This window comes from Lentzea jiangxiensis (genome assembly GCF_900104175.1).
Lineage (GTDB): Bacteria > Actinomycetota > Actinomycetes > Mycobacteriales > Pseudonocardiaceae > Lentzea > Lentzea jiangxiensis.
The window spans coordinates 706,813-731,540 of record NZ_FNIX01000001.1; the positions used below are offsets into that span (position 1 = coordinate 706,813).

General features: G+C 70.8%; 25 protein-coding genes. 15 read left to right on the forward strand and 10 right to left on the reverse strand.

Features of this window, described 5'->3' with window-relative positions; genetic code table 11:
- Positions 1-102 precede the first annotated feature (102 nt).
- Complete coding sequence (locus BLQ91_RS03565; RefSeq protein ID WP_245733063.1) at positions 103-2,232, forward strand: bifunctional diguanylate cyclase/phosphohydrolase; 2,130 nt, start codon at positions 103-105, stop codon at positions 2,230-2,232.
- Positions 2,233-2,494: 262 nt separating this feature from the next.
- Positions 2,495-4,042 (forward strand): tannase/feruloyl esterase family alpha/beta hydrolase, encoded by a 1,548-nt coding sequence (locus tag BLQ91_RS03570; RefSeq protein WP_090095086.1) that lies wholly within the window; start codon positions 2,495-2,497, stop codon positions 4,040-4,042.
- On the opposite strand, the gene pip is transcribed toward BLQ91_RS03570, so the two are convergent.
- The 3 genes from pip to BLQ91_RS03585 all read right to left on the reverse strand — a co-directional run bounded on the left by pip (position 4,039) and on the right by BLQ91_RS03585 (position 6,188).
- Entirely contained in the window at positions 4,039-4,986 is a 948-nt protein-coding gene (gene pip / locus BLQ91_RS03575) for a prolyl aminopeptidase (protein WP_090095088.1), read from the reverse strand. The genes BLQ91_RS03570 and pip overlap by 4 nt on opposite strands.
- An 86-nt stretch (positions 4,987-5,072) precedes the next feature.
- The gene (locus BLQ91_RS03580; protein ID WP_090095089.1) at positions 5,073-5,615 is read right to left on the reverse strand and encodes a DUF305 domain-containing protein; all 543 of its coding nucleotides are present in this window, start codon (positions 5,613-5,615) and stop codon (positions 5,073-5,075) included.
- Positions 5,616-5,714: 99 nt separating this feature from the next.
- Positions 5,715-6,188, reverse strand: coding sequence for a hypothetical protein (locus BLQ91_RS03585; RefSeq protein ID WP_143022510.1), 474 nt, complete (start codon positions 6,186-6,188; stop codon positions 5,715-5,717).
- A 279-nt stretch (positions 6,189-6,467) separates the two neighbouring features.
- On the opposite strand from BLQ91_RS03585, the gene BLQ91_RS03590 reads away from it, so the two are divergent.
- From BLQ91_RS03590 to BLQ91_RS03600, 3 genes are read left to right on the forward strand one after another with little or no spacing between them, the layout of a single operon-like run.
- Complete coding sequence (locus BLQ91_RS03590) at positions 6,468-7,220, forward strand: lytic polysaccharide monooxygenase (RefSeq protein WP_090095093.1); 753 nt, start codon at positions 6,468-6,470, stop codon at positions 7,218-7,220.
- A gap of 4 nt (positions 7,221-7,224) precedes the next feature.
- Positions 7,225-7,821, forward strand: a complete 597-nt coding sequence (locus tag BLQ91_RS03595; protein ID WP_090095095.1) for a DUF305 domain-containing protein — start codon at positions 7,225-7,227, stop codon at positions 7,819-7,821.
- Positions 7,822-7,856: 35 nt separating this feature from the next.
- Positions 7,857-8,879, forward strand: a complete 1,023-nt coding sequence (locus BLQ91_RS03600) for an FAD-dependent monooxygenase (RefSeq protein WP_090095096.1) — start codon at positions 7,857-7,859, stop codon at positions 8,877-8,879.
- Here BLQ91_RS03600 and BLQ91_RS03605 read toward each other — a convergent pair.
- On the reverse strand, positions 8,848-11,445 hold the full coding sequence (locus tag BLQ91_RS03605; protein ID WP_176959549.1) for an ATP-binding protein: 2,598 nt from the start codon (positions 11,443-11,445) through the stop codon (positions 8,848-8,850). The two genes, BLQ91_RS03600 and BLQ91_RS03605, sit on opposite strands and share 32 nt — an antisense overlap.
- Before the next feature lie 4 nt (positions 11,446-11,449).
- Entirely contained in the window at positions 11,450-12,211 is a 762-nt protein-coding gene (locus tag BLQ91_RS03610; RefSeq protein ID WP_090095100.1) for an AraC family transcriptional regulator, read from the reverse strand.
- A 50-nt stretch (positions 12,212-12,261) separates the two neighbouring features.
- On the opposite strand from BLQ91_RS03610, the gene BLQ91_RS03615 reads away from it, so the two are divergent.
- Complete coding sequence (locus BLQ91_RS03615) at positions 12,262-12,660, forward strand: DUF2000 domain-containing protein (protein ID WP_090095963.1); 399 nt, start codon at positions 12,262-12,264, stop codon at positions 12,658-12,660.
- Positions 12,661-12,787: 127 nt separating this feature from the next.
- Entirely contained in the window at positions 12,788-13,993 is a 1,206-nt protein-coding gene (locus BLQ91_RS03620) for an MFS transporter (RefSeq protein WP_090095102.1), read from the forward strand.
- On the opposite strand, the gene BLQ91_RS03625 is transcribed toward BLQ91_RS03620, so the two are convergent.
- Together BLQ91_RS03625 and BLQ91_RS03630 are read right to left on the reverse strand one after the other, a co-directional pair.
- The gene (locus BLQ91_RS03625) at positions 13,903-14,724 is read right to left on the reverse strand and encodes an alpha/beta fold hydrolase (RefSeq protein WP_090095103.1); all 822 of its coding nucleotides are present in this window, start codon (positions 14,722-14,724) and stop codon (positions 13,903-13,905) included. The two genes, BLQ91_RS03620 and BLQ91_RS03625, sit on opposite strands and share 91 nt — an antisense overlap.
- Positions 14,721-15,404: an SRPBCC family protein gene (locus tag BLQ91_RS03630; protein ID WP_090095105.1), complete on the reverse strand. Its 684-nt coding sequence runs from the start codon at positions 15,402-15,404 to the stop codon at positions 14,721-14,723. Before BLQ91_RS03630 ends, BLQ91_RS03625 begins: the two co-directional genes overlap by 4 nt.
- A 135-nt stretch (positions 15,405-15,539) precedes the next feature.
- Here BLQ91_RS03630 and BLQ91_RS03635 point away from each other — a divergent pair, with 135 nt between their 5' ends.
- Positions 15,540-16,124: a DUF998 domain-containing protein gene (locus tag BLQ91_RS03635; RefSeq protein WP_090095106.1), complete on the forward strand. Its 585-nt coding sequence runs from the start codon at positions 15,540-15,542 to the stop codon at positions 16,122-16,124.
- A 58-nt stretch (positions 16,125-16,182) separates the two neighbouring features.
- On the opposite strand, the gene BLQ91_RS03640 is transcribed toward BLQ91_RS03635, so the two are convergent.
- Positions 16,183-16,407 carry a zinc-ribbon domain-containing protein gene (locus tag BLQ91_RS03640; RefSeq protein ID WP_090095107.1) on the reverse strand — a complete coding sequence of 75 codons (225 nt, stop codon included), beginning with the start codon at positions 16,405-16,407 and terminating at the stop codon, positions 16,183-16,185.
- An 87-nt stretch (positions 16,408-16,494) separates the two neighbouring features.
- Between BLQ91_RS03640 and BLQ91_RS03645 the strand changes: the two genes are divergently transcribed.
- Genes BLQ91_RS03645 through BLQ91_RS03670 form a run of 6 tightly spaced genes read left to right on the forward strand, consistent with a single transcriptional unit; the run spans position 16,495 to position 21,256 of the window.
- Positions 16,495-17,001: a GNAT family N-acetyltransferase gene (locus tag BLQ91_RS03645; protein ID WP_218130145.1), complete on the forward strand. Its 507-nt coding sequence runs from the start codon at positions 16,495-16,497 to the stop codon at positions 16,999-17,001.
- A 30-nt stretch (positions 17,002-17,031) separates the two neighbouring features.
- Positions 17,032-17,622: a nucleotidyltransferase family protein gene (locus tag BLQ91_RS03650; protein WP_090095111.1), complete on the forward strand. Its 591-nt coding sequence runs from the start codon at positions 17,032-17,034 to the stop codon at positions 17,620-17,622.
- Entirely contained in the window at positions 17,585-17,833 is a 249-nt protein-coding gene (locus BLQ91_RS03655; RefSeq protein ID WP_089921671.1) for a BON domain-containing protein, read from the forward strand. The genes BLQ91_RS03650 and BLQ91_RS03655 overlap by 38 nt, the downstream gene beginning before the upstream one ends.
- Entirely contained in the window at positions 17,830-18,549 is a 720-nt protein-coding gene (locus BLQ91_RS03660) for a metallophosphoesterase family protein (RefSeq protein WP_176959550.1), read from the forward strand. The genes BLQ91_RS03655 and BLQ91_RS03660 overlap by 4 nt, the downstream gene beginning before the upstream one ends.
- A complete protein-coding gene (locus tag BLQ91_RS03665) occupies positions 18,546-20,309 on the forward strand; it encodes a thiamine pyrophosphate-requiring protein (RefSeq protein ID WP_090095113.1) in 1,764 nt (587 codons plus the stop codon). Before BLQ91_RS03660 ends, BLQ91_RS03665 begins: the two co-directional genes overlap by 4 nt.
- Entirely contained in the window at positions 20,306-21,256 is a 951-nt protein-coding gene (locus BLQ91_RS03670) for a TIGR03557 family F420-dependent LLM class oxidoreductase (RefSeq protein WP_090095115.1), read from the forward strand. The genes BLQ91_RS03665 and BLQ91_RS03670 overlap by 4 nt, the downstream gene beginning before the upstream one ends.
- A 133-nt stretch (positions 21,257-21,389) precedes the next feature.
- Here the strand turns inward: BLQ91_RS03670 and tuf are convergent, their stop codons facing one another.
- Complete coding sequence (gene tuf / locus BLQ91_RS03675) at positions 21,390-22,571, reverse strand: elongation factor Tu (protein ID WP_090095117.1); 1,182 nt, start codon at positions 22,569-22,571, stop codon at positions 21,390-21,392.
- Between the two features lie 205 nt (positions 22,572-22,776).
- Positions 22,777-23,646, reverse strand: coding sequence for a LysR family transcriptional regulator (locus tag BLQ91_RS03680; protein WP_090095119.1), 870 nt, complete (start codon positions 23,644-23,646; stop codon positions 22,777-22,779).
- Between the two features lie 70 nt (positions 23,647-23,716).
- On the opposite strand from BLQ91_RS03680, the gene BLQ91_RS03685 reads away from it, so the two are divergent.
- Positions 23,717-24,712 carry an FAD-binding oxidoreductase gene (locus BLQ91_RS03685; protein ID WP_090095120.1) on the forward strand — a complete coding sequence of 332 codons (996 nt, stop codon included), beginning with the start codon at positions 23,717-23,719 and terminating at the stop codon, positions 24,710-24,712.
- Positions 24,713-24,728 lie beyond the last annotated feature (16 nt).

Here is a 24,728-nt window from a genome sequence, read left to right on the forward strand (position 1 = left end):
GTAATCGTGGGTCACCTCATTGGAGTAACGCCGGTGCCGCGATCATCCGGAGTCGGGCATCATCACGTGGCTCGACCAAAGTCGTAGAACGAGGGGTCTCGTGTGACCGTCTTCCGTGCCGGCCGGACCGGAGCGTGGTGGATGTACCTGGTGGCAGGTCACCTGCTGCTGGGTCTCTACTACCTGATCCCGGTCAGCCCCGCGGGAACGACGGGGCAATCGGTGCGAGTGGCGCTCTACTGCACGATCAGCGCCTCTGCCGCGATCGCGACTTTCGCCGGTGTCAAGCGCAACCGCCCCCAATGGCGGCGGCCATGGGTGTTCCTCGCACTCAGCCAGGTCGTTTACGCGATCGCCGACCTGACGTTCTACGCGTCGCACTACATCTTCGAGTACACGGTTTACCCGTCCTATGCGGACATCTTCTACCTGGGCCATTACCCGCTGATGGTGGCGGGCGTGATCCTGCTGATCCGCCGCCGCACGCCGGGCCTGGACCTGCCGAGCCTGCTCGACGCCGCCGTGCTCGCGGTCGTCGCCGGAATGGCGTCCTGGCTCTACGTCATCGGCCCCCAGGCGCGGACCACGTCACCGGTGCTGGTGAAGATCGCGTCGCTGGGCTACCCGATGATGGACCTCGCGCTGTTCGTGGTGGCGCTGCGCCTGATCTTCGGCGCCGGCCCGCGGCCCCGCGCGTTCGTGCTGCTGACGTGCAACCTGCTGGGCATCCTCACCGCGGACACGATCTACGTCCTGCAGCGCCTCGACGGCAGCTACCACGCGGGCAACTCCCTCGACGCCATCTGGCTGTCGGCGAACCTGTGCATCGGCGCGGCGGCGCTGCACCCCACGATGTCGCGGCTCGGCGACCGCGCGCACGTCAAGGACGTCGGCCTGAGCCGCGGCCGGATCGTCGCCCTCTCCTCGGCCGCCCTCGCCGCCCCGGTGCTGATGCTGCTCCACGACGTCGGCCAGTCGTCGCAGGACGTCCTGGTGATCGCCGGGGGCAGCGCGCTGCTGTCACTGCTGATCATCGCCCGGCTCGCGGGTCTCGTGGCGGACCAGCGCAAGCTCGCGATCACCGACAGCCTCACCGGGTTGCACACCCGGAGGTTCTTCGAGGCGCAGCTGCCGCTGGAGATCTCGCGGGCGCGGCGCAACGACGGGTCCGTCGCGGTGTTCATCATCGACGTCGACCGCTTCAAGTCGATCAACGACAACTACGGCCACCCCGCGGGCGACGACGTGCTGATGGAGGTCGCGGCACGGCTGCGCGCCGCGTCGCGGTCCGGGGAGGTGCTCGCGCGCTACGGCGGCGAGGAGTTCGCGCTGCTCGTCCCGGACGCCGGTCCCGGCAGGCTGTCGGTGATCGCGAACCGGTTGCGCGAGCGCGTGGCGGAGAAGCCGATCCCGGTCAACGCGGGCAACGACGACATCCCGCTGTCCGTCACGGTGTCGGTCGGCTCGGCGAGCTTCCCGACGCACGGCGACGGCCCCGACGACATCGTGGTGATCGCGGACCGCGCCCTGTACGCGGCGAAGGCGGCGGGCCGCAACAGGATCGCGGTCGGGCCGGAACCGCTGCCCGCGGTCGACCCGGACACCGACGGCGCGATGGCCGAGTTCCTCTGCCAGGTCGCGGACCGGGTGGACGGGTGGCTGCACCGCTACGACCACAGCCGGTCGGTGTCGCGCTGGGCCGGGGTGGCCGCGGGGGAGTTCGGGCTCGACGCGCCGACGATCAGGGTCGCGCAGCTCGCGGGCCGCCTCCACGACATCGGCAAGGTCATCATCCCCGAGGTGGTGCTGACCAAGCCGGGCGCACTGTCCGAAGAGGAGTGGCGGCTGCTGCGCCAGCACCCCGACTTCGGCTACCGGCTGGCGCGGATGGTGCCGGGGTTCGCGGGCGTGGCCCACGTGATCAGGCAGCAGCACGAGCGCTACGACGGCACCGGGTACCCGGACGGCCTGCGCGGCGCCGACATCCGCGCCGAGGCGAGGATCCTGTCCGTCTGCGTGGCGTGGGCGGCGATGCGGTCGAACCGCCCGCACCAGACCGCGCTGGACGAGAACCGCGCCAGGCGCGAGCTCTGGGCCGGCCGGGGCGAACAGTTCGATCCGGACGTCGTGGACATGTTCCTCGACCTGCACACCCAGGGCAGCATCGGAACGCTTCGCCCATCCGGGTTGTCCGTTCAGGAAGCGGGGTTCCCGGCCGAGTTCCGGCCCTGACCACCTCGTGGTGGCATGCTCCGCTCCATGAGCACGGAGTACGTGTCGCGCGACTTCACGGGCGTGATCCCGCACGCGCACTTCGAGTGGTCCGAGGGAAAACCCCTGGGGCACCTGATCCTCGGTCGCGGTGATACCCCTCCGGTCGTACGCGAGATCATCCGCTCGGCTGAGAAGGATCAGACTCCACGCCCACGCGTGCACGTCGGACAGCTGGAACACTCCCCTTGCACGTCCTGCTACAGGGGGAAGGACGCTTCACATGTCGCGCAAGTTGTTCATGTTCCTCGTCGCTTTGACGACCGTCGCCGCGGGCATCTCTCCTGCCACGGCAAGGCCAGGACCTCGTCCGGTGCGATCGTGCGCGGACCTGGTGCGTTCGTTCGACGTGCCGGACGCCCGCACCCAGGTCACGTCGGCCGCTGTCGTGGCCGGGACGCCCGAGTTCTGCGACGTGCGCGGCACGATCGCGCCGGGCATCGGCTTCCAGCTGAAGCTGCCGACCCGCGGTTACCAGGGGCGTTACCTGCAGTACGGGTGTGGCGGGTTCTGCGGGATCATCGGCGATCCGGCCTTCCCGGCCGGGTGCGGCCCGGCTTTCGGCGACGCCGCCGTCGCGGCGACCGACGACGGCCACCAGGTCTCGCCCGAGGACCCGTTCGACACCAGGTGGGCTGTCGACGACCAGAAAGCACGTGACGACTACTTCTTCCGCGCGCCGCACGCGTTGTCGAAGGTGTCCAAGCACATCATCTCGGTGTTCTACGGCAAGGCGCCGACCCGTTCCTACTTCAGCGGCTGCTCCAACGGCGGACGCGAGGGCTTGCTGCTCGCCCAGCGCTACCCGGACGACTTCGACGGCATCATCGCGGCGGCGCCGGGGGCCTACTACACGGCGCTGATCGCCTACCAGGCGTGGATCGCGCGCAACACCATCCCGAACGACAAGATCTTCGTGCTGCACGACGCGGTGATGAAGGCCTGCGACGGCTCGGACGGCCTGGTGGACGGCCAGATCGACGACCCGCGCCTGTGCCGGTTCGACGTCGGCACGCTGGCCGGTCAGCTGACCGACGACGAGATCGCCCGCGTCCGCCGCCTGTACGCGGGCCCGTCCGACGGTGGGGTGCGGCTCTACCCCGGCGGCCAGCCCTACGGCTCCGAGCGGTCGTGGACGTTCTGGCTCAACCCGACCCCGGGCCTCGGCAGGGGGATCGCGCCCGAACTGGCCGACAACGGGCTGAAGCACCTCGTCTACCCGATCGGCCGCCCGCACTCGTCGCTGGAGTCGTTCGAGTTCACGCTGCGCGAGTTCCGCCGCCTGGTCCCGGAAACCGTGAAGGCGAACTCGCTCTCGCTCGACCTGCGCCGGTTCCAGCGTTCCGGCGGCAAGCTGATCCTCTGGCACGGCGCGGGCGACCAGGGCATCCCGTTCGAGGGCACGCTCGACTACTGGCAGCGCCTGACCGGCGGCACGAACCCGGACTGGGCAAGGCTTTTCGTCGTGCCGTCGATGTGGCACTGCGGCGGCGGCGACACCCTCACCGACTTCGACCCGTTCGCCGCCCTGGTGTCGTGGGTGGAGGGAGGCACCGCACCGTCCCGCATCCTCGCCGTCGGCCGTGACGACGCCGGCAACGTCGTCCGCACACGACCGGTGTTCCCGTACCCGTTGCGCGCCCGCTACGACGGTTCCGGTTCCGTGGACGACGCCTCGAACTTCGTGGCCGCACCCGGTTTCGGCTTTGCGGACCGGATCAGGTGGGCCGGTGAGGACCTCTACCACCGGCCCGGACCCGTCGCGCCCTAGCGGAACTTCTCGACGGCGGCGGTGATGGCCCGGTCCATGCTGTTGCCCTCCATGATGACGTGCCCGGCGTCGTTCAGGATGACCAGTTCGGCGTCGGGCCACCTCTTCGCGACCTCCCACGCCGTGTGCAGCGGCCCGCCGAAGTCGTTGCGGCCGTGGATGAGGATCCCCGGGATGCCTTCGAGCCGGTGGAGGTTGTCGAGGACGTGGCCGGGCTCGAGGAACGCCTCGTTGCCCCAGTAGTGGCTGACGGTCCGCGCGAGCTGGTAGCGCATCACCGGGTCCTCGTACCGCGTGCCGGTGAAGTCGTTGTCCCCACCGGTGATCGTCGCCAGGTCCCACTTGCTCCAGTCCCACGCGGCCTTCTCGCGCACCTCCGCGTCCGGCGAGTTCAGCAGCCTGTTGTAGGCGAGCGCGAGGTTGCCGTCGCGGTCCTCCTCGGGCACGCCGTCGCGGAAGGCCTCGAAGTGGTCGGGGAAGAACATGCCGAGGCCGCGGGTGATCCACGCGTGCTCCTCGGGGCGGGAGGTGGTCACCGCCGGGATGATGATCTCGCTGACGCGCTCGGGGTGCTGGATGGCGTAGGCGAGGACGAGGGTGGAGCCCCAGGAGCCGCCGATCAGCAGCCACCTGTCGATGCCGAGGTGCTCCCGCAGCTTCTCGGCGTCGTCGATCAGGTGCTGGGTGGTGTTGTGCTCCATGCTGGTTCGCGGGTCCGACGCCGGCGGGGTGCTCTTGCCGCTGCCTCGCTGGTCCCAGAGCACGAGGTTCCAGTGGGACGGGTCGAAGTCCTCCCGCCAGCGGGGGTTCGAGCCGGAGCCCGGGCCGCCGTGGAAGACGACCGCCGGTTTGCCGGCCGGGTTGCCGCTGGCTTCCCAGTGGATCTGCTGGCCGTCGCCTACGGGGAGGTGGCCTTGGGCGTAGGGCTCCACTCCGGGGTACATGGGGTGGAGGGTAGGGCTGGGTGGGCGGGTTGCCGACTGGTTTTCCGGCCGGGCGGCTGGTCGATGTTCCGGCAGACGGTGCGGCGTCAGGACTTCTGCTTGGCGCTGATCTGGTCCAGGACCTCGGTCTGCGACACGATGATCTTGCCGGCCAGTGCCTTCGAGCCGATGTGCTCGCCCTTCGCCTGCGCGTCCTTGGCCATGTCGACGCCGCTGCGGAGGTGGCGGGAGAGGGTCGCGAGGAAGAGGTCGTCGTACTGCTTGCCGGTGGCGGACTTCAGGGCCTCGACGTCCTTGGCGGTCATCATGCCCGCCATCTTGTGGGTGGCGCCGGCGTCGTCGCCGGGAACCTGGATGTTCCAGCTGCGCAGGTAGGTGGCCATCTGCTCGATCTCGCCCGCTTCGGCCGTGGCGATCTTGTCGGCCACGTCGACCACGAACTGGTCCTGGGACTTCTGCGTCGCGACCTTGGCGATCTCGATCGTCTGGCGGTGGTGGGGGATCATGCGCAACGAGAACGTCGCGTCCGCCTCGTTGGCCGCCGGTTCGCCGGTGCTGCTGCCGCTGACCGGTGAACAGCCCGCCAGCGCCAGCAGCCCCAGCGCGATGATGAGCAGACGCGCTCGCATGAAGCCTCCCGTCTCGGTTCCCTGCCGAGGGATACGGGTGGCCGATCTGTCCGGTTCAGAGGAAGTCCCGGAACCCGGAGGATTTTCGATTCCGGTGGATCAGCGCAGGTCGTCCAGTGCTTTGAGGACACCCGCCACGACGTCGGGGTGGCCCAGCGGGAGCGGCGCCCGGGTGTGGTCGTCGTCGCTGGTGCGGGCGATGACCCGGACGAACGGTTCGGTCGGGTCGACCTCCGGGTCCACCAGCAGGACCGAGCGCACGAGGTCTTCGTGCTGGCTCACGAGGTCGACCACGTCGGCCGCCAGCGGACCGCTCGACACCACGTCGAGCACGGTGCGGGAATCGCGGTGCCTGCTCAGAACCGTGTCCACTGTGGACTTCCAAGTCGGGGCGGCGGGCACGCGCAGCCACACCACGCGCAGCTCGCCGGTCAGGTCCCGCCAGGTCGCCGGGATCTCGTTGTGAGGAGCCTCTCCCGCTGGATCGATCACGAGTACCGTGGGCGCACCCGCGGGTCCGTCGGCTACGACGCCGGGGCCTGATGTCCTGCTGGGCTCGTCGAAATCGCGCATGGGCAGGGGATACCCACGTTCGCGCATTCCTACCGGTGGGCCGATCGGTGTGTCGCGGTAACCCGAATGGCGCAGGACAGGACCACTGGCGTAAGTGGACCTGTTGGCGCTGAACGGGTTCGAGGTCGCGGACGTGACCGCTTGACCACTTTCCGAAAGCCGGTTTATGGTCTGGACCACTGACCGAAACTGGATCGGTGAGCGATCAGAAGCGCTCCCGGTTCCCACCCCCTGCCTACGGGTCACCCCGTCCGGGAACGATCCAAGGAGTTCGGACGAATGAAAATCATGCGTAAAGCGGCGCTCGTCCTGGCCGCTGTCCCTGCCATCGTCTTCATCACGCCGGTCGGTACCGCCAGTGCGCACGGCTACGTGTCGTCACCGGCCAGCCGTGCGGCGCAGTGCGCCCAGGGTGCGCTCGGCAACTCCTGCGGCCAGGCCAGGTACGAGCCGCAGAGCGCCGAGGGCCCCAAGGGCCTGATGAACTGCAGCGGCGCCAACAGCGCCTTCCGCGAGCTCGACAACGACGCCCTCCCGTGGAAGGTCCACAACACCGGCAGCTCCCTGACGCTGACCTGGACCTTCACCGCCCGGCACGTCACGCGCGACTACGAGTACTTCATCAACGGCACGCGCGTCGGCTACGTGTCCGGCAACAACGCGCAGCCCAGCAACCCGACCACGCACACGATCAACCTCGGCGGGTTCTCCGGTCGCCAGAAGCTCTACGCGATCTGGAACATCGGCGACACGGTGAACGCGTTCTACTCGTGCATCGACCTCAACATCAACGGTGGTGGCGGCACGACCCCGCCGCCCACCACCACGACGACGCGCCCGACCACGACCACCACGCCGCCGACCTCCACGACGCAGCAGCCGCCCGCGGGCGGCACGTGGGCGGCGAACACCTCCTACGCGGCCGGCTCGACCGTCACCTACGGCGGCTCGACCTACCGCTGCCGGCAGGCGCACACCTCGCTGACCGGCTGGGAACCGCCGAACGCCGCGGCGCTCTGGGAGAAGATCTGACCCGATGAAGCGCCTGGTGATCGCGGTCGCGGTCCTGGCGCTGGCGGGGTGCGGCGGAGAGGCCGTCGTGCCGGAGGGCCAGCAGGCCCACGGGCACGGCGCGTCCTCCGCCGCACCACCCGTTCCGGGTGCCAGTGCGAGGTTCAACGACGCGGACGTGATGTTCGTGCAGATGATGGTGGACCACCTGCAGCTCGGCATCAGCCTGTCGCAGGTGGGGCTCGCGAAGGCGACCAGTCAGGAGGCGAAGGACCTCGCGGGCGCGATCGACGTGACCCAGCGCGAGGAGCTCACGATGCTCAAGTCGTGGCTGAAGCTCTGGGACAAGCCGGAGGGTGACGGCGCGAGCCTGCACGCCGCCCACGGGGGTCAGCCGCTGCTCGACGACAAGGTCATCAACGAGGCCAAGGAGAAGAGCGGCGCGGAGTTCGACATGAACTTCCTCAACCTGATGACCGGTCATCAGGGCGCCGGTGTGGAAATGGCGCTGGCCGAGAAGAAGGACGGCATGAACCCGGAGACGACGGCCTACGCCGACCGGGTGGTCACCACCCGCCAGGGCCAGATCTCGCAGATGCTCAAGATCATCAGCGGTTCGTAGGCGTTCGGTCAGCGGACCGGCGTTGGCTCCCGGGCATGGACGTACTGATCTCGGGAGCGGGAGTCGCCGGACCCGCGCTCGCACACTGGCTGGCGCGGCACGGTTTCTCCCCGACGGTGGTGGAACGCGCGCCGTCGCTGCGCAGCGGCGGGCAGGCCGTGGACTTCCGCGGCGAGGCGCACCTGTCCGTGCTGAGGCGGATGGGTGTTCTCGACGCGGTGCTGGCCGCGCGGACGACACCGCGCGACATGGTGTTCCGCGGCGTCGACGGACGTGAGCGCTCACGGCTGCCCGCGTCGTTCACCGCGGGGGACGTCGAGATCCTCCGCGGCGACCTGTCACGGCTGCTGTACGAGCTGAGCGCCCCGGACGCGGAGTACGTGTTCGGCGACTGGATCACGTCGCTGCACGACGACGGCGCCGGTGTGGACGTGACGTTCGCGCACGGGCGCCCGCGGCGGTTCGACTTCGTGATCGGCGCCGACGGCATGCGGTCCGGCGTGCGGCGGCTCGTCTTCCCCTCGTACCGGCCGGAGTTCGGCGGCTACTACTTCGCGATCTGGGACGCCGAGGGCGACGACCGCGACCTGACCTGTTCGCCCGGAGTCCTCACGGCGCCGGGGTGGCTGATGTACAGGTCGTCGGTGCCGCCGGAGATGATGCCGGAATCGCTGATCGCGCCGGGCGTCTACTTCGACTCGATCAGCCGGATCCGCATGCCCGCGGTGAGCTCCGGCCGCGTCACGCTGATCGGCGACGCGGGTTACGGGTCCACCCTGGGCGGCATGGGAACCGGGCTCGCGGTCGTCTCGGCCTACGTGCTGGCCGGCGAGATGGCGGCGGGGGGCGACGCGTTCGCCCGGTACGAGGCCCTGGTCGGACCGTACGCGCGGGGCTGCCAGGGCAACCCCGGGCCGTTCCTCGCGCCGGGCAGCCGGCTCGGGATGTGGGTGCGGGACCGGATGTTCCGCCTCCTGCCGAAGATCCCGCTGGTCGCGCGGACGGACCTGCGGGCGGCCACGGCGATCAAGCTCCCGGAGTACCGGCCAGTTCGCTGAGCACCTCGTCCACCTGCTGCTGGGCGGCGGCGTGCATCCACCCGAACCCGAGCTCCCGCCGGGCCTCCCGCAGCAACGCCTCGGCCCGCGCCGGATCACCCCCGCGGTGGGCGATCCGCGCGAGGCCCGCGTGGGCGAGCGCACGCGTGGCGGACAGGCCCGCCTCCGCGGCGAGCTCCAGGGCCTGGAGGTAGTCGCGCTCCGCCTGGCCGGGGTCGAGGTCGAGCAACCGGTCCGCGCGCCGCCCGCGCAGCTCGGCGAGCTCCTCCTTGGCGCCGAGCTCGCCGACCACGCGCAGGGCCTCGTCGGTCAGGGCGAGCGCCTCCACCGGGTCCTCGGTGAGGTTCGCCAGCACGTCGAGGACCTGCGCCGATCCCCAGCGCTCCCCGAGGTCCTGGAACCGGCGCAACGCCGCGCGCGACTCGCTGACCGCCCGCGGGCGGTCGCCGCTCGTCGCCCAGGCCAGGTAGGCGTTGCTGAAGCCGATGAGGCCCTGGATCCACGGGTCCTCGCTGCCCTCGACCTCGTCCTGCAACGCCGTGCGCGGGGCGGACGGGTCGGGCGGACCGGTGAGCATGGCCCACGCGACGAGCACGAACGGCTGCCGGATCGGGCCGCGCAGCTCGAGCAGCTTCTCCTGCACGCGTTCCGGGGCGGCGAGCGCCAGCAGGACCGCGTACTCCTCCGTGGACTGCTCCGGCACGCGGTCGAGAAGTGCCCGGGCCAGGCCCTGCACCTCCGTCCGGCTGCCTTTCACGTACCAGTACCAGGAGAGGTCGCTGACGAGGCGCAGCGCCCGTTCCGGCTCGTGCGCCGTGGCCCACTCGACGGCCTGGAGCAGGTTCGCGTGCTCGGCGCTCAGCCGCGCGAACCACCGGACCTGGTCCCGCCGGCGCAGCTCGGGATCGGCGCGGCGGGCGAGGTCGTGGAAGTACGCGGCGTGCTCGGCGTCGACGCGCCTGTGCTCGGAGCAGAACTCCCGGATGGTCTCCAGCATCCGGTACCGGCCGTCGGCGGCCTCCACCAACGACTTGTCCACCAACGCGTCCAGCACCTCGACGTCGTGCCGGCAGACCTCCTCGACGGCGTCGAGCGTGGCGCCGCCGCTGAACGTGGCGAGGCACGCGGCCAGGTCGCGCTCGTCCGGCGACAGCAGGTCCCAGCTCCACTCCACGACCGCGCGCAGCGTCTGGTGGCGGGGTGCGGCGGCGCGGTTCCCCTTGGTGAGCAACCGGAAGCGGTCGTTCAGCCGCTGGGAGATCTCCTCGGTCGTCAACGTGCGCGTGCGCGCCGCGGCCAGCTCGATCGCCAGCGGCAGGCCGTCGAGCTCGCGGCAGATGGCGGCGGTGTGCCGGTCCCGCGCGAACGCCGGGTTGACCAGGCGGGCGCGGTCGGTGAACAGCGCCACGCTCTGCTCGGGGTCGAGCGGCGGCACGGGGCACAGCGTCTCGCCGGTGATGCCGAGCGCCTCCCGGCTCGTGGCGAGGATGCGCAGGGACGGGCAGGTGCCGAGCAGGTGCCCCGCCAGCCGGGCCGCCTGCACGACCAGGTGCTCGCAGTTGTCCAGCACCAGCAACGAGTCGCGGTCGCGCAGGGCCAGCGTCAGGCGGTCCTCCGGCTCCAGCGCGGTCTCCTTGAGCCCCAGCGCCTGCAGCGTCGCCGCCGCGACGTCCTTGGCGGGCGCCAGGTCCACGAAGATCGCGCCGGGACCGGCGGCCTGGAGCGCCAGCCTCGTCTTGCCCGCCCCGCCGGGCCCGGTGAGGGTGACGAGGCGCGAGGAGAGCGAGGCGATGCGGCGCAGCTCCTCCTCCCTGCCGACGAAGCTGGTCAGCTGGGCCGGCGGCTCCCGGTGGGTCTGGCCGCGCAGCACCCGCAGGTGGACGGCGCGCAGCTCGGGCGACGGGTCGGCGCCGAGCTGGTCGGCCAGCAACGCCCGCGCGTCCTCGAACGCCTGCAACGCCTCGGCCTGGCGGCCCTGCTGGTGCAGCACCTGCATCAGGTAGCCGCGCAGCCGTTCGTCCAGCGGGTGCCGCGCCACCAGGTCCCGGACCTCCCGCACGCCGGCCTTCCCGAGCCGGACGCGCGCGGCGACCAGCGAGGTCGACGCCGCCGAGCGTTCCTGTTCCAGCCGGGTCGCGTGGTCCGGCAGGGCGACGTCGGCGAGCGCGGGCCCGCGCCACAGCCGAAGCGCCTCGGACAGGAGGGATTCCGCTGCCTGCGCGTCACCCCGCTCCAGCGCCTGCCGGCCTTCCGCCGCGAGCGAGGCGAACCGGTGGGCGTCGACCTGCGAGGCCGGCAGCGCCAGCAGGTAGCCGGCGGGGCGGAACTCGATCAGCGAGGCGTCGCCCAACGCCCTGCGCAGCCGGGAGACCTGGCCCTGCAGGGCGTTCGCGGCGTCGGACGGCGGCGCGGTGCCGTAGAGCTCGTCGGTCAGCCGGTCGAGCGGCACGATGTCGCCCGCCCGGATCGCCAGCGCCGCCAGCAGGGTGCGCGGCCGGGGGCCACCCACCGCGATCCTGCCGTCAGGGGAGTGCGCCTCAACGGGCCCGAGAATGCCGACGTGCACGGTGTCAGCGTACGAACCGGCCGGGACTCGTACCCAGGACACGGCGGAAGTGGCGCGTCAGGTGTGACTGGTCGTGGAACCCGGCCAGCACCGCCGCCTCCGCCGCGGACCGCCCCTCGACCAGGTACCCGCGCGCGAGGTCGACGCGGCGCCCGGTCAGGTAGCGGTGCGGGGGCAGGCCGAACCGGCGGCTGAACGCCCGCACCAGGTGCGTCGGGCTCGTCCGCAGCTCCCGGGCGGCGTCGTTCAGCGTCACCCCGCCGGGCAGCGAGGCGTCCAGGAGCTGCCGCACCCGGTCGGCCAGCGTCGGATCGGCGTGGACCGCCGGGGTGGTGCCCGCGAAGTGGTGCGCCAGGCGTTCGGTGATCAGCGCGAGCCGGCTCGACGCCTCGAGCGGTTCGTCCAGCGCGAGGTGCAGCTGGTGCACGCGCTGCCGCAGCAGCGGGTCGGCGAGCATCGGCGTGTCGACGGCCTTGCCGACCAGGCCGGCGGGCAGCACCGAGTCGTCCAGGTACAGCACGCGCTTGTGGAAGCCAGTCGGGAACGCGGAACGGCCGTCGTGCGGCACGTGCGGCGGCAACAGCGTGACGCCTTCGACGAGAGCGCCGTGCTCGTGACGGTCCAGTTCGTACCGCACGGCACCGGTGTCGAGCAGCATCAACGTCCAGGCGTCGTGCGTGTGCGCCGGGTAGACGTGCGTGGTGAACGACGCGTGGAAGACCTCCTTGATGCCTTCCACCGCAGGTTTCCACGCGGTCGTGCTCATGTCAGGAACGTACAAGACGCCGCACGGCCACGTCCGCGATCGTGGACGGCATGTTCGACACCAAGATCGCTGTGCTGCTGCGGGACGACCTGGCCGGCTGGCAGGCCCTGAACGTGACCGCCTTCCTCGTCAGCGGGTTGCCGGAGGTGCTGCGCGGAGAGCCGTACGTGGACGCCGACGACGTGAGGTACCTGCCCATGTTCGGCCAGCCCGTGGTGGTGCTGCAGGGCGACCGGGACCTCGTCAAGAAGGCCCACGAGCGCGCGCTCAACCGCGACCAGGTCATGTCGATCTTCACCGCCGACCTGTTCGCCACCGGCAACGACGCCGACAACCGCGCCGCCGTCCGCAAGGTGCACACGCAGGACCTCGACCTCGTCGGCATCGCGGTGCACGGCCAGAAGAACGCCGTCGACAAGATCTTCAAGGGCGCCCGGATGCACCCCTGACGAAACCGCGTTCCCGTTCCACCCGCGGTCAAGCTGCTCCGGACGGGCGTGGACACCGAATTGGCCCAGGGAAAGAGCACGGTCTTGTCCCAAGGCCAGGGCCAATCGCGGTCCTACGGTCTGATGCATGACCAGGCGACTCGCGTACGCGCAGCTGACGAGCTCGATCGGTGACGGCGGTTTCCTCGTCGTCTCGGCCCTCTACTTCACGCAGGTCGTGGGCCTCAGCGCGGCGCGGGTGGGCCTCGCGCTGACCCTCGCGTGGGGAGTGGGGGCCGTCGCCGGGGTCGCGCTGGGCCACGTCGCCGACCGGCTGGGCCCGCGCACCACCGCCGTCGTGCTCGCCGCCGCCACGGCCGCGAGCACCGGCGTCCTGCTCCTCACCAGGGACTTCACCGCGTTCGTGGTGGTCATGTGCCTGTACGCGAGCTTCCAGAGCGGGTTGCAGGCGTCCAGGCAGGCGCTTCTCGCGGGCCTCACGACACCGCGGGAGCGGACGCGGGCCCGTGCGCGGATCCAGTCGACGGCCAACGCGGGCATCGCGATCGGTGCCGCGGCCGGAGGGTTCGCGCTGCACCTCGGCACCGAGGCCGCCTACACCGCCGTGTTCGTGCTCGACGTGCTCTGCTTCCTCATCGCCGCGGCGGTCGTGGCCACGTTGCCCGAGACGGTGATGAGCAGGACCAAGGGCAAGTTCGACGTGCTCGGAGACCGCCCGTACGCGCTGATCACGCTCATCAACGCCGTGATGCTGCTTTACATGCCGTTGCTGAGCCTGATCATCCCGCTGTGGATCGTGCAGCGCACCGAGGCGCCGACGTGGCTCGCGGCCGCGCTGCTGGTGCTCAACACCGCGGCCGTCGTGCTGTTCCAGGTCCGGATCGCCCGCCGCGCCACCGGTCTGGGGCAGGCCTCGAAGCTCGTGGAGCACGCCGGACTGGTCCTGTTCGCGTCCTGCGCGGTCTTCGCGGTGACGGCGTTCAGCCTCGGCGCCTGGCCTGCGGCGGCGTTGCTGGTCGCCGCCGCCGCGCTGCAGGTGCTCGGCGAGATGATGCTGGCCTCCGGGGCGTGGGAGATCAGCTTCTCCCTCGCGCCCGCCGACCGGCAGGGCCAGTACCAGGGCTTCTTCTCGACCGGAACGGCCGTCGCGCGCATGGTCGGTCCCGCCCTGCTCACCACCGTCGTGCTCGGCTGGGGAGCGCTCGGGTGGCTGCTGGTCGGAGGGCTCTTCGCCGTGGCCGGTTACGCGATGGGACCGGCGGTGCGCTGGGCCCGTGAGAAGAACTCCACGAGTTCCGGCGCCATGACCGACGACTTGTACAGGTGCGTCTGACCGGGCAGCGTCCTGTGGTCCGCCCCCAGCACCTCCGCGACGTTGCGCATGGCGTTGCGCAGGTACTCCGGCGACTTGCCGCCGTCCATCGCGAGCGTGGGCACCTCGACCTTCCAGCGGTTCGCCGGGAGCGGGGTGCCGCGGCCGTCGTCGCCGAGGATCGTCAGGTCCCACGGCAGGGTGTGCGCGACCGGCTTGAGCTTCTTCCACACCGGGGTCAGCTTCATGACCGCGAGGCCGATGCCGGGCACGCCGACCATCTTCATGAACGTCGAGAGCATGCGGGAACGGTCGCCGCGGGCGAGCATGTCGTTCATCTGCCGCACGATGTCCGCGGGGCGGGGCTCGTACGTGCCGTCCACGACGAACGGCGCCTCGTACAGCGCGAGCCGGGTGATGCCCGGCAGGCGTGAGGCGGCCTCCATCGCGAGCACCGCGCCCGAGGACGCGCCGAACACGAACGCGCTGCCGCCGGCCTCCCGGATGACCGCGTCGACGTCCTCGACCTCGCGTTCGAGCGACCACGGCGTCGCGCCGTCACCGGTCTCGCCGCGTCCGCGCCGGTCGTAGGTGTGGACGGTGAAGTCCTTGTCGAGCACCGAGGCCAGCTCGGTGGTGGGGCCGAAGCGGCGGTGGCACATCGCGCCGTCCACGAGGAGCAGCGCCGGGCCGGAGCCGGTGACCGAGTAGGCGATCTCCGTGCCGTCGGCGGAGGTCGTGAAGCGCGTCATCTCTGCTCTCCCAAGGTGGTGTCGAGGAAGTCCTGCCAGTCCTGTTCGGACTCGGCGCCCTCGAAGACGTGGTGTGCCGCGATCATCGGGCCCGCGAAGCCGCGCAGGAACCGGTACAGGCCGCTGCCGGTGCGCAGGCCGAGCGTGTGGGCGTTGCGGTGGAACTCGACGGCGTCCGGGAGCTTCTCCGCCAGCGCCGCGCCGAGCTTCTCCCAGGCCTCGTCCCAGTCGGTGACCACGGGTCCGAAGACCGTGAGCGGGCGGGCCGTGCGGCCGGGGAAGTACGTCAGGTACTCCTGCAGCGTGCGCCGGAACAGCGCGCCGCCCAGCGTCATCGCCTCGAACTCGTCGGCCCAGTCGTCGCCGGGCAGAAAGCCGCTCGTGACCATCCGCAGCACCGTGCTCGCGTGCTCGCGGCCCTCGACGAGGAACTCGTAGGCGATGAACCGGCCGTCGGGCGCCTTGCCGCTGTCGTGGGCGAAGTGGCGCGGCGGGTCGCACGCGGTGACCTCGCTCGTCGGCCGGTAACCGCCGAAGGCCATCCTGACCTGGCCGTCCGCGACCTCGTTGCGGCCCATGAACCACGAGTCGATGCCGGGCCCGGTCGCGATCGCGGTCCAGACGTCCTCGACGGACGCCGGCACCTCGATCTCATCGGTGCTTCTGAACTCGTGCCCCATCGGCTCTTCCCTCCAGGCTGGTGGATGGTCTCATCCTGCCGCCGACGATTCTCTTCGTCAAGACAGTGCGACTATTCTTGACAAAAAATATTGTCGGTGATCCGGTTCTCCCCACACCGAACCGCTGGAGGAACCATGTCCCGCATCGCCTGCGGAGTCGTCGCCGGACCGCTCTACCTCGTCGTCGGGTACGTCCAGGCGTTCACCCGGGAGGGCTTCGACCTCACCCGCCACCCGTTCAGCATGCTCAGCCTCGGCTCGCTCGGCTGGATCCAGATCGTGAACTTCGTCGTCTGCGGGGCTCTGTTCGTCGTGGCGGCGACCGGCATGACGCGGCGCACGAGGTGGGGTGCGCGGCTGATCGGCCTGATGGGGGTGGGGATGGTCCTCGGCGGGGTGTTCGTGGCCGACCCGGCCCTGGGTTTCCCGGCGGGCGCTCCCGACGGCCCGCCCGCGTCGACGTCCTGGCACGGCGCGCTCCACGCGGTGGCGTTCGGCGTCGCGATGATCGGCTGGATCGGGGCGTGCTTCGTGTTCGCGCGTAGGCTCGGGGGGTGGCTCGCGGTGATGAGCGGCCTGACGGGCCTGCTGCTGGTGGTGCCGATGGCGTTCCTGGGCGACCCCGGCGGCACGGTGCTGCTCTACGTGGTCGCGACGATCGGCTGGCTGTGGACGTCGGTGCTGTCCCTGGGGCTGAGCCGGCCTGCCTCCTCGAGCTGATCTGCCCGGAGTGCGGGCGCGTCACCACCGATCGGCACGCGCCCGGCTGCGAGGCCTGTCAGACCAGCTGATGCGCGTGCATCTTGCTGATGTCGTAGGAGGCACCGCAGAACGTGCACTGCAGCCCGTACCTGCTGCGAATGGTGAACAGCGGGATGAAGAAGATCGTGGGCTTCGTGTAGCGCCGGAAGAGTTGGTGCGCGGACTGGTGGTGGCAGTGCCCGCACACCAGCGTGAGCATGCGGATCTGCTGGATCGTCGTGCGCCAGCCGAAAATGACCATCTGCGCTCCCTCTTCGTCCCTTGTACGTCTGACGTGCGGGATGCCCCCTGAGTTGCGGCCCGACGCCTGGATTCGGAAGGTGGACGGGTGAACAGCCTGCTGCGGCCCTGGACCCCCGACGACGCGCCGGTCGTGCTGGCCGCGGCCGGCGAACCGCTGATGGACCGCCAGTTCACCTTCCCGGTCGACTCCCTGCCCGCCGCCCAGGAGTGGATCGCCCTGGCGCAGGCGCGCCGGAACGAGGACATGGCCTACTCGTTCGCCGTGCTGCACGAGGGTGTGCCCGTCGGCAACGTGGCCGTGTCGAGCGTCGAGCGCCGGCACCTGACCGGGTGGGTCTCGTACTGGATGCGGGAGGAAGCGCGAGGCAAGGGCCTCGCCACCGCCGCCTGCCGCGCGCTCAGCGAGTTCGCCTTCACCGAGCTCGGCCTGTTCCGCTTGGAGCTCGCCCACCGCGTGGACAACCCCGCCTCCTGCCGCGTCGCGCTCGGGGCGGGTTTCCTCGTCGAAGGCGTCGAACGGGGGCGGCTGCTGTACGACGGCGTCCGCTACGACACCGAAACGCACGCACGCCTTGCCGGTGACCGAGGTTGACGTCGCGATCAGCCGGGTAACCCGGAGCGCATGAGCGACGTGCAGGCCGAGTTGCTGATGACCTTGACCAAAGTTGCCAAGGTCTTACGTGGGGCGGAGATCCCGTTCGCGCTGACCGGTGGTTGCGCCGGTTATGCGCGAGGAGGGCCGGTGAGCGAGCACGACGTCGACCTCCTGGTGAGGGAAGAGGACGTCAACGAGGCCGTGCGGGTGCTGGTGGAGGCGGGCCTGCGCGGCGCGGAACCGCCGGAGGACTGGTTGCTGAAGGTCTACGACGGCGACTCGCTCGTGGACCTGCTCTTCCGCCCGAACGAACGCCCGGTGACCGACGAGATCCTCGCGATGGCCGAGGAGATGCCGGTCGGTTCGGTGATGCTGCCGGTCATGCCGGCGACGTTCGTGCTGAGCAGCAAGCTGCTCGTGCTGGACGGCCACCGCTGCGACTTCAGCGAGCTGCTGCCGTTCGCGCGGGCGCTGCGAGAACAGATCGACTGGGACCGGGTGCGCGAGGAGACCAAGCACTCCCCGTACGCCGAAGCGTTCCTGGTGCTCATCGAACGCCTGGACATCATCGGGAGGGACCATGAGTTCCGAGCAGTACCTGGCGGCAAATCTGCGTAGGGCGGTCGCCGAGGACCCGCGGACGGCGGAGCTCGGCGTGCGCGTCACCGTGCGCGGCGACAACGTGATGCTCTCCGGGGACGTCGCCTGCGCGGACCGCCGCGCCGCGCTCGAGGAGGTCCTGCACGAGGCCGCCCCCGAGCTGAAGATCCTCAACGACGTGCGCGTGACACCTGCGGGCGAACCGGAGGGTGAGGAGGACCTGCGATGATCCGAGTCGCTGCGGTCGGGGACATCCACCTCGGCGAGGACATGCGCGGACACCTCCGCCCCGCCCTCGAGAAGGTCGGCGAGCACGCCGACGTCCTCCTGCTGGCAGGAGACCTCACCCGGCACGGCACGGTCGTCGAGGCCGAGGTCGTCGCGGACGAGTTCGCGGACCTCCCCGTGCCGGTCGTCGCGGTGCTGGGCAACCACGACCACCACGACGACAAGCCCCTCGAAGTCACCAAGACGTTGCAGGACAAGGGTGTCCACGTGCTGGAGGGCACGACGTTCACCCACCGGGTGAACGGCTGCTCCATCGGCATCGCGGGGGTGAAGGGGTTCGGCGGCGGTTTCGCGGGCAAGTGCGGCAGCGCCTTCGGCGAGCGCGAGATGAAGGCGTTCGTCCAGCACACCTGCGACATCGCGAAGAACCTGGAGGGCGCGCTGTCCGAACTGGACACCGACATCAAGGTCGCGCTGACGCACTACGCGCCGGTGCCGGACACCCTGCGCGGTGAGCCGCCGGAGATCTACCCGTTCCTCGGCTCGTACCTGCTCGGCGAGGCGATCGACGCCACAGGCACGCACCTCGCCGTGCACGGCCACGCGCACTTCGGCACCGAGCACGGCATGACACCGGGTGGTGTGCGCGTCCGGAACGTCGCGCAGCCCATCATCCGCTCCGCCTACACGGTCTACGTGCTGGAGGGGCACTCGTGACGACGACCGTCGGGGACTTCGTGGTGCAGCGCCTGCGCGACTGGGGAGTCGCGCAGGTGTTCGCCTATCCCGGCGACGGCATCAACGGGATCGTCGCGGCGTTCGGCAAGGCGGACGACGACCCGAAGTTCGTCCAGACCCGGCACGAGGAGATGGCCGCGCTCGCGGCCGTCGGTTTCGCGAAGTTCAGCGACCAGGTCGGCGTCTGCCTCGCCACCTCCGGCCCCGGCGCGATCCACCTGCTCAACGGCCTCTACGACGCGAAGCTCGACCACGTGCCGGTCGTCGCGATCGTCGGTCAGACCGCCCGCACCGCGCAGGGAGGCAGCTTCCAGCAGGAGGTCGACCTGCACTCGCTGTTCCGCGACGTCGCCTCGTTCCTGGTCGACGTCACGGTGCCGGAGCAGCTGCCGAACGCGCTGGACCGGGCGATGCGCACGGCCCGGGCCGACCGCGCGCCGGCCGTGGTGATCATCCCGAACGACGTGCAGGAGCAGGAGTACGCCGCCCCGGAGCACGAGTTCAAGCACATCCCGTCGAGCCCGCCGTCCCGTCCGTCCTCGGTCGTCACGCCCGCGCAAGACGAGGTCGAGCGCGCGGCCGAGGTGCTGAACTCCGGCGAGAAGGTCGCGGTCCTGGTCGGCCAAGGCGCCCGCGGCGCCGCCGACGAGGTGCGCGCGACCGCGGACCTGCTCGGTGCCGGCATCGCGAAGGCGTTGCTGGGCAAGGACGTCCTGCCCGACGACCTGCCGTACGTGACGGGGTCGATCGGGTTGCTCGGCACGCGCCCCTCGTACGAGATGATGCGCGACTGCGACCGGTTGCTGATCATCGGTTCGAACTTCCCCTACTCGCAGTACCTGCCGAAGCCCGGTGCGGCACGAGGCGTGCAGATCGACCTCGACGGCCGCGCGATCGGCATGCGCCACCCGACCGAGGTCACCCTCGTCGGCGACGCCAAAGCGACGTTGCGCGCGCTGATCCCGCTGCTGCGGCGCAAGGAAGACCGCTCGTGGCGGACGAAGATCGAGGCCGACGTCGAGCGCTGGTGGGAGGTCGTGGAACGGCAGGCGCAGGTGCCCGCCGACCCGGTCAACCCGATGAGGATCGTCTCCGAGCTGTCCCGGCGCCTGCCGCACAACGCGATCGTCACCGCCGACTCGGGTTCCGCGACGAACTGGTACGCCCGGCTGCTGCGGGTGCGCGGCAACGTGCGGTCGTCGTTGTCCGGCACGCTCGCGACGATGGGCTGTGCCGTCCCGTACGCGCTGGGCGCCGCTTTCGCCCAGCCGAACAGGCCGTTGATCGCACTGGTCGGCGACGGCGCCATGCAGATGAACGGCATGGCGGAGTTGCTGACCCTGCGGCGCTACGGCATCCGGTGCGTCGTGTGCGTGTTCCACAACAACGACCTCAACCAGGTCACGTGGGAGCTGCGCGCGATGGGCGGTGCGCCCAAGTTCGAGCAGTCGCAGTCGCTCCCGGACGTCTCGTACGCCTCCTATGCGCGGTCGATCGGGCTGCAGGGCATCGAGGTCGACGACCCCGAGCAGCTCGGTGCCGCCTGGGAGACGGCGCTCGCGTTCGAGGGCTCGACCGTCCTCGACGTGCGCTGCGACCCCGACGTGCCGCCGATCCCGCCGCACGCGACGTTCGACCAGATCAAGGACATGACCGAAGCGGTGCTGCGCGGCGACCCCGACGCGTGGGGCGTCCTGCGCCGCGGACTGCACACCAAGATCCAGGAGTTGCTGCCGTGAAACTGGGCTATTTCATTTCCTCGGAAGAGCACGGACCGCGCGAGCACGTCCGGCACGCGAAGATGGCTCAGGACCACGGGTTCGAGTCGTTGTGGATCTCCGACCACTACCACCCGTGGAACGACGAGCAGGGCGAGTCGCCGTTCGTGTGGGGCACCATCGGCGCTCTCTCGGAGGCCGTGACGCTGCCGATCACCACGGCCGTGACGTGCCCGACGATCCGCATCCACCCGGCCGTCATCGCGCAGGCGGCGGCCACCGCGGCCGTCCAGACCGAGGGCAGGTTCGTCCTGGGCGTCGGCAGCGGCGAGGCGCTGAACGAGCACGTGCTCGGCGACCGCTGGCCCTCCGCCGACGTGCGGCTGGAGATGCTGGAGGAGGCGATCGACGTCATCCGCGCGCTGCACCAGGGCGACGAGGTCACCCACCACGGCAAGCACTACACCGTCGAGAACGCCCGCATCTACACCCTTCCCGAACGCCCGGTGCCGATCTACGTCTCGGCGTTCGGCCCCAAGGCCGTCAAGCTCGCCGCCCGCACCGCCGACGGCTACATCAGCGTCGGCCCGACCGGTGAGCTCGTGGAGAAGTACCGCGCCGAGGGCGGCCGCGGACCGGCGCAGAGCGGCCTCAAGGTCTGCTACGCCAGGACCGAGGACGAGGCCGTCTCCACGGCGCACCGCCTGTGGCCCAACGACGGCCTGCCGGGCGAGCTGGCGCAGGTACTGCCCTCGCCCAAGCACTTCGAGCAGGCCTCCCAGCTCGTGACGCCGGAGATGATCCGGTCGTCGATGCCGTGCGGGCCCGACCCCGAGCAGTACGCGGAGAAGATCAGGGAGTTCGCGGAGGCCGGCTTCGACGAGGTCTACGTGCAGCAGATCGGCAAGAACCAGCAGGAGTTCTTCGAGTTCTGGGCGAAGGAAGTCGTGCCGCTGCTCGACGCTTAGAAGTGCGCGCGCAGGGCGACCGGTCCTATGAGGAGCTTCCTGCGCGAGCACAGCCTGAAAAACGCGGCGGGACACCACGTCCCGCCGCGCTCCCCAGGCAGCGCGACCACCTTCTCGGGTCGTCGCCACCGCCCTACGCGAGGATCTCGCCGACCGTGCCCGCTCCCACGGTCTTGCCGCCCTCGCGGATCGCGAAGCCGAGCCCGGTGTCCATGGCCACCGCCTTGCCCAGCTCCACCGTGACCTCGACGGTGTCACCCGGCATGGCCGGCGTCCTGTCGAGCTCCACCACGCCGACGACGTCGCCGGTGCGGAAGTGGAACTGCGGGCGGTAGTTCGACGCGATGCCGGTGTGCCGGCCGCCCTCGGCGTGCGAGAGCAGGTACACCGTCGCGCGGAACCGGGTGTGCGGTGCGACGCTGCCCGGCAGGGCCAGCACCTGGCCGCGCCGGACCTCGCCGCGCTTCACGCCGCGCAGCAGGACCGCGGCGTTGTCCCCCGCCTGCGCCTGCCGCATCGGCTTGCCGAACGTCTCGATGCCGGTGGCGACCGAGGTCACCGCCGCGCCGAGGCCGACGACCTCGACCGCGTCACCGATGCCGAGCACGCCGCGCTCCACCGCTCCGGTGACGACGGTGCCGCGACCGGTGATGGTCATGACGTTCTCGACCGGCATCAGGAACGCGCCGGTCAGGTCGCGGACGGGCTCCGGCACGTGCGCGTCGACGGCGTCGAGCAGGTCGACCACCGACCGCACCCACACCGGGTCGCCCTGCAGCGCCCGCAGGCCGGACACCCGCACCACCGGCGTGGCGTCGCCGTCGAAGCCGTACTGGGAGAGCAGGTCGCGCACTTCCAGCTCCACCAGGTCGAGCAGCTCCGGGTCGCTCACCGCGTCGGCCTTGTTGAGCGCCACCACCACGTGCGGCACGCCGACGCGGTGCGCGAGCACGACGTGCTCCCGCGTCTGCGGCATCGTGCCGTCCTCCGCGGACACCACGAGGATCGCGCCGTCCAGCTGCGCCGCGCCCGTGATCATGTTCTTCACGTAGTCGGCGTGGCCGGGCATGTCGACGTGCGCGTAGTGACGCGTGGGCGTCTCGTACTCGACGTGCGCGATGTTGATCGTGATGCCGCGGGCCAGCTCCTCCGGCGCGCGGTCGATGCGGTCGAACGCCGTGAAGGTCGTGCCCGAAGGGTCCATTTCGGACAGAACTTTGGTGATGGCCGCGGTGAGCGTGGTCTTGCCGTGGTCGACGTGACCCATGGTGCCGATGTTGAGGTGCGGCTTGGCGCGCACGAACTCTTGCTTCATGTCCCTGTCCTCGACGTAACAGCTGGGGGTTCAGAACCGCGGACCGCCACAACCCTCCTCCAGTGGTCCTGAAGGATGGACTGGAGAAGGGTCAGGGTCGGGCGCCGGCCAGCTGAGCCGGGGCGGCGGCGAGCGCGCCCGCGGGAACACCCGCGTGCGTGTTGCGCTCAGCCGTCAGGAACATGCGGTGATGGTGACAGGGCGGTCAGCCGGCTGTCACCCGGTTTTCCGCGAGCCCGATCAACGCCCGCGCGGCCGGGCTGTGCGGACCCTCCGCGCGCCAGGCGAACGCGAGCCTGCTGTGCGGCACGGGATCGGTGATCCGGACCGCGTGGAGGTCCCCGGCCATCGACGACGCCAGGACCGCCGGCCCGAGCCCGCGCCGCGCCAGCGTGATCACCATCGGCGGGGCGGACGCCTCGAACGCGATGCGCGGCCGCCGCGACCCGCACGCCTCGTCCAACGCCCCGCGCAGGCCCGTGCCCGGTGGCAGGCTGATCAGCCCGCGCTCCAGCAGTTCCGCCACGGTGACGGACTCCCTGCTGCACCAGGGATCCGACTCGGCGACCGCGGCCACGAGCGGTTCGTCGGCGAGCACCCGCACCGACAGCCCCTCCGGTGCCCCGCCGGCGTAACCGATCAGCGCGAAGTCGAGCTGTCCGTCCACAAGAGACGCGATGAGCGAGTCGGAGTTGGCCTCCGCCAGCGTGATCTCGACGCCGGGGAACGAGGAGTGGAACGCGGACAGCAGCTCGGGGAGGTCCGGGATCCCGCAGGACACGACCATCCCGATGCGCACGGCGCCGCGCACCAGCCCGGCCATCTCCTCCACGGTCCGCCGGGCCGACTCCACCGACCCCAGGGCCGCCCGTGCCCACGGCAGCACCGCCGCGCCGACGTCGGTCAGCGTCACCGCGCGTCCCGACCGGTCCAGCAGGTCGTGCCCGAGCTCGCGCTCCAGCCGCCGGACCTGCGCGCTGACACCGGGCTGCGCCACGTGCACGCGTTCCGCCGCGCGCGTGAACGAGCCCTCCTCCGCGACCGCGACGAAGTACTCCAGCTGCCGAAGCTCCATAACGAACGATTATAAGGATGAGCACAACCAGCTCTTGGACTTATAATCCCAGCTCGACGAGGCTGGAAGCATGCGAATCCTCCACCCCGGCGATCCCGGCTACGACGACGAACGCAGCGGCTTCCAGACGGGGCTCCGCCACGAGCCGCAGGTGGTCTTCGCCGTCGAGAACGCGCGGGACGTCGAAGAAGCCCTCCGGTACGCCGACGCCCACGGCTTGGAGCACGCGGTCCAGGCCACCGGCCACGGCCTGACCACGCCGACCACCGGCGTCCTCATCTCGACCAGGCGGATGAACGCCGTCGAGGTCGACCCGAGGACCCGCACGGCCAGGGCCGAGGCGGGTGCGGTGTGGCAGCAGGTCCTCGAGCGGGCGGCACCGCACGGACTGGCTCCGCTGAGCGGCGACGCGGGTGACGTCGGCGTCGTCGGCTACACCCTCGGAGGCGGGTTCAGCGTGCTGGCCAGGGAGTTCGGCTTCGCGAGCGAGCGCGTCCGCACCACGGAGCAGGCCGGGGACGTGGTCACCGCGCTGGAGTTCGAGCTCCTGCCGATCAGCGAGGTCCACGCCGGCGAGATGTTCTTCGCCGCGGAACACGCGGAGGCCGTCTTCGAGGCGTTCCACGCGTGGGACCTGCCGGACCACGTCACGCCCGCGCTCACCACCCTCGGCGACGTCGCCCGGGTGACGTTCGCGAGCACCCGCCCGTTCGACGTCGGCCACCTCCGGGTCGCACCGCCGCTGAAGGAGGAGTTCGGCTTGAAACCGTTCGCCCGGGCCGTCGGCAGGCCGTTGCCGCCGCACACCTACCAGGGTGACAACGTCCTGCTCGGCGAGCTCCCGCTGGAGGCGCTGCAACGCCTGCGGGAAGCGGCCGCGAGCTCCAGCGCCGAGATCTTCCTCGGCGTCCTGCCCCTCGGCGGTGCCCTGAGCGGCGGAGCGAGCCACCTGGTCAAGCTGGTCTCACCCCGGCTCGGCGTCGGGGAGCAGCACGAGGAGGTGTTCGACGTGGTGCGGCCGTTCGTGCTCGGCAAGTCGCGGAACTTCCGGTACGCCGTGGACTGAAGGGGCGGTCCCGTGG

Coding starts and splice junctions, on each gene's coding strand:
- BLQ91_RS03685 (WP_090095120.1), top strand. CDS start 23,717: ATGCGAATCCTCCACCCCGGCGATCCCGGCTACGACGACGAACGCAGC.
- BLQ91_RS03655 (WP_089921671.1), top strand. CDS start 17,585: ATGAGTTCCGAGCAGTACCTGGCGGCAAATCTGCGTAGGGCGGTCGCC.
- BLQ91_RS03680 (WP_090095119.1), bottom strand. CDS start 23,646: ATGGAGCTTCGGCAGCTGGAGTACTTCGTCGCGGTCGCGGAGGAGGGC.
- BLQ91_RS03635 (WP_090095106.1), top strand. CDS start 15,540: ATGTCCCGCATCGCCTGCGGAGTCGTCGCCGGACCGCTCTACCTCGTC.
- BLQ91_RS03600 (WP_090095096.1), top strand. CDS start 7,857: ATGGACGTACTGATCTCGGGAGCGGGAGTCGCCGGACCCGCGCTCGCA.
- BLQ91_RS03630 (WP_090095105.1), bottom strand. CDS start 15,404: ATGGGGCACGAGTTCAGAAGCACCGATGAGATCGAGGTGCCGGCGTCC.
- BLQ91_RS03625 (WP_090095103.1), bottom strand. CDS start 14,724: ATGACGCGCTTCACGACCTCCGCCGACGGCACGGAGATCGCCTACTCG.
- BLQ91_RS03660 (WP_176959550.1), top strand. CDS start 17,830: ATGATCCGAGTCGCTGCGGTCGGGGACATCCACCTCGGCGAGGACATG.
- BLQ91_RS03595 (WP_090095095.1), top strand. CDS start 7,225: ATGAAGCGCCTGGTGATCGCGGTCGCGGTCCTGGCGCTGGCGGGGTGC.
- BLQ91_RS03570 (WP_090095086.1), top strand. CDS start 2,495: ATGTCGCGCAAGTTGTTCATGTTCCTCGTCGCTTTGACGACCGTCGCC.
- BLQ91_RS03590 (WP_090095093.1), top strand. CDS start 6,468: ATGAAAATCATGCGTAAAGCGGCGCTCGTCCTGGCCGCTGTCCCTGCC.
- tuf (WP_090095117.1), bottom strand. CDS start 22,571: ATGAAGCAAGAGTTCGTGCGCGCCAAGCCGCACCTCAACATCGGCACC.
- pip (WP_090095088.1), bottom strand. CDS start 4,986: ATGTACCCCGGAGTGGAGCCCTACGCCCAAGGCCACCTCCCCGTAGGC.
- BLQ91_RS03610 (WP_090095100.1), bottom strand. CDS start 12,211: ATGAGCACGACCGCGTGGAAACCTGCGGTGGAAGGCATCAAGGAGGTC.
- BLQ91_RS03580 (WP_090095089.1), bottom strand. CDS start 5,615: ATGCGAGCGCGTCTGCTCATCATCGCGCTGGGGCTGCTGGCGCTGGCG.
- BLQ91_RS03640 (WP_090095107.1), bottom strand. CDS start 16,407: ATGGTCATTTTCGGCTGGCGCACGACGATCCAGCAGATCCGCATGCTC.
- BLQ91_RS03620 (WP_090095102.1), top strand. CDS start 12,788: ATGACCAGGCGACTCGCGTACGCGCAGCTGACGAGCTCGATCGGTGAC.
- BLQ91_RS03615 (WP_090095963.1), top strand. CDS start 12,262: ATGTTCGACACCAAGATCGCTGTGCTGCTGCGGGACGACCTGGCCGGC.
- BLQ91_RS03650 (WP_090095111.1), top strand. CDS start 17,032: ATGAGCGACGTGCAGGCCGAGTTGCTGATGACCTTGACCAAAGTTGCC.
- BLQ91_RS03585 (WP_143022510.1), bottom strand. CDS start 6,188: ATGCGCGATTTCGACGAGCCCAGCAGGACATCAGGCCCCGGCGTCGTA.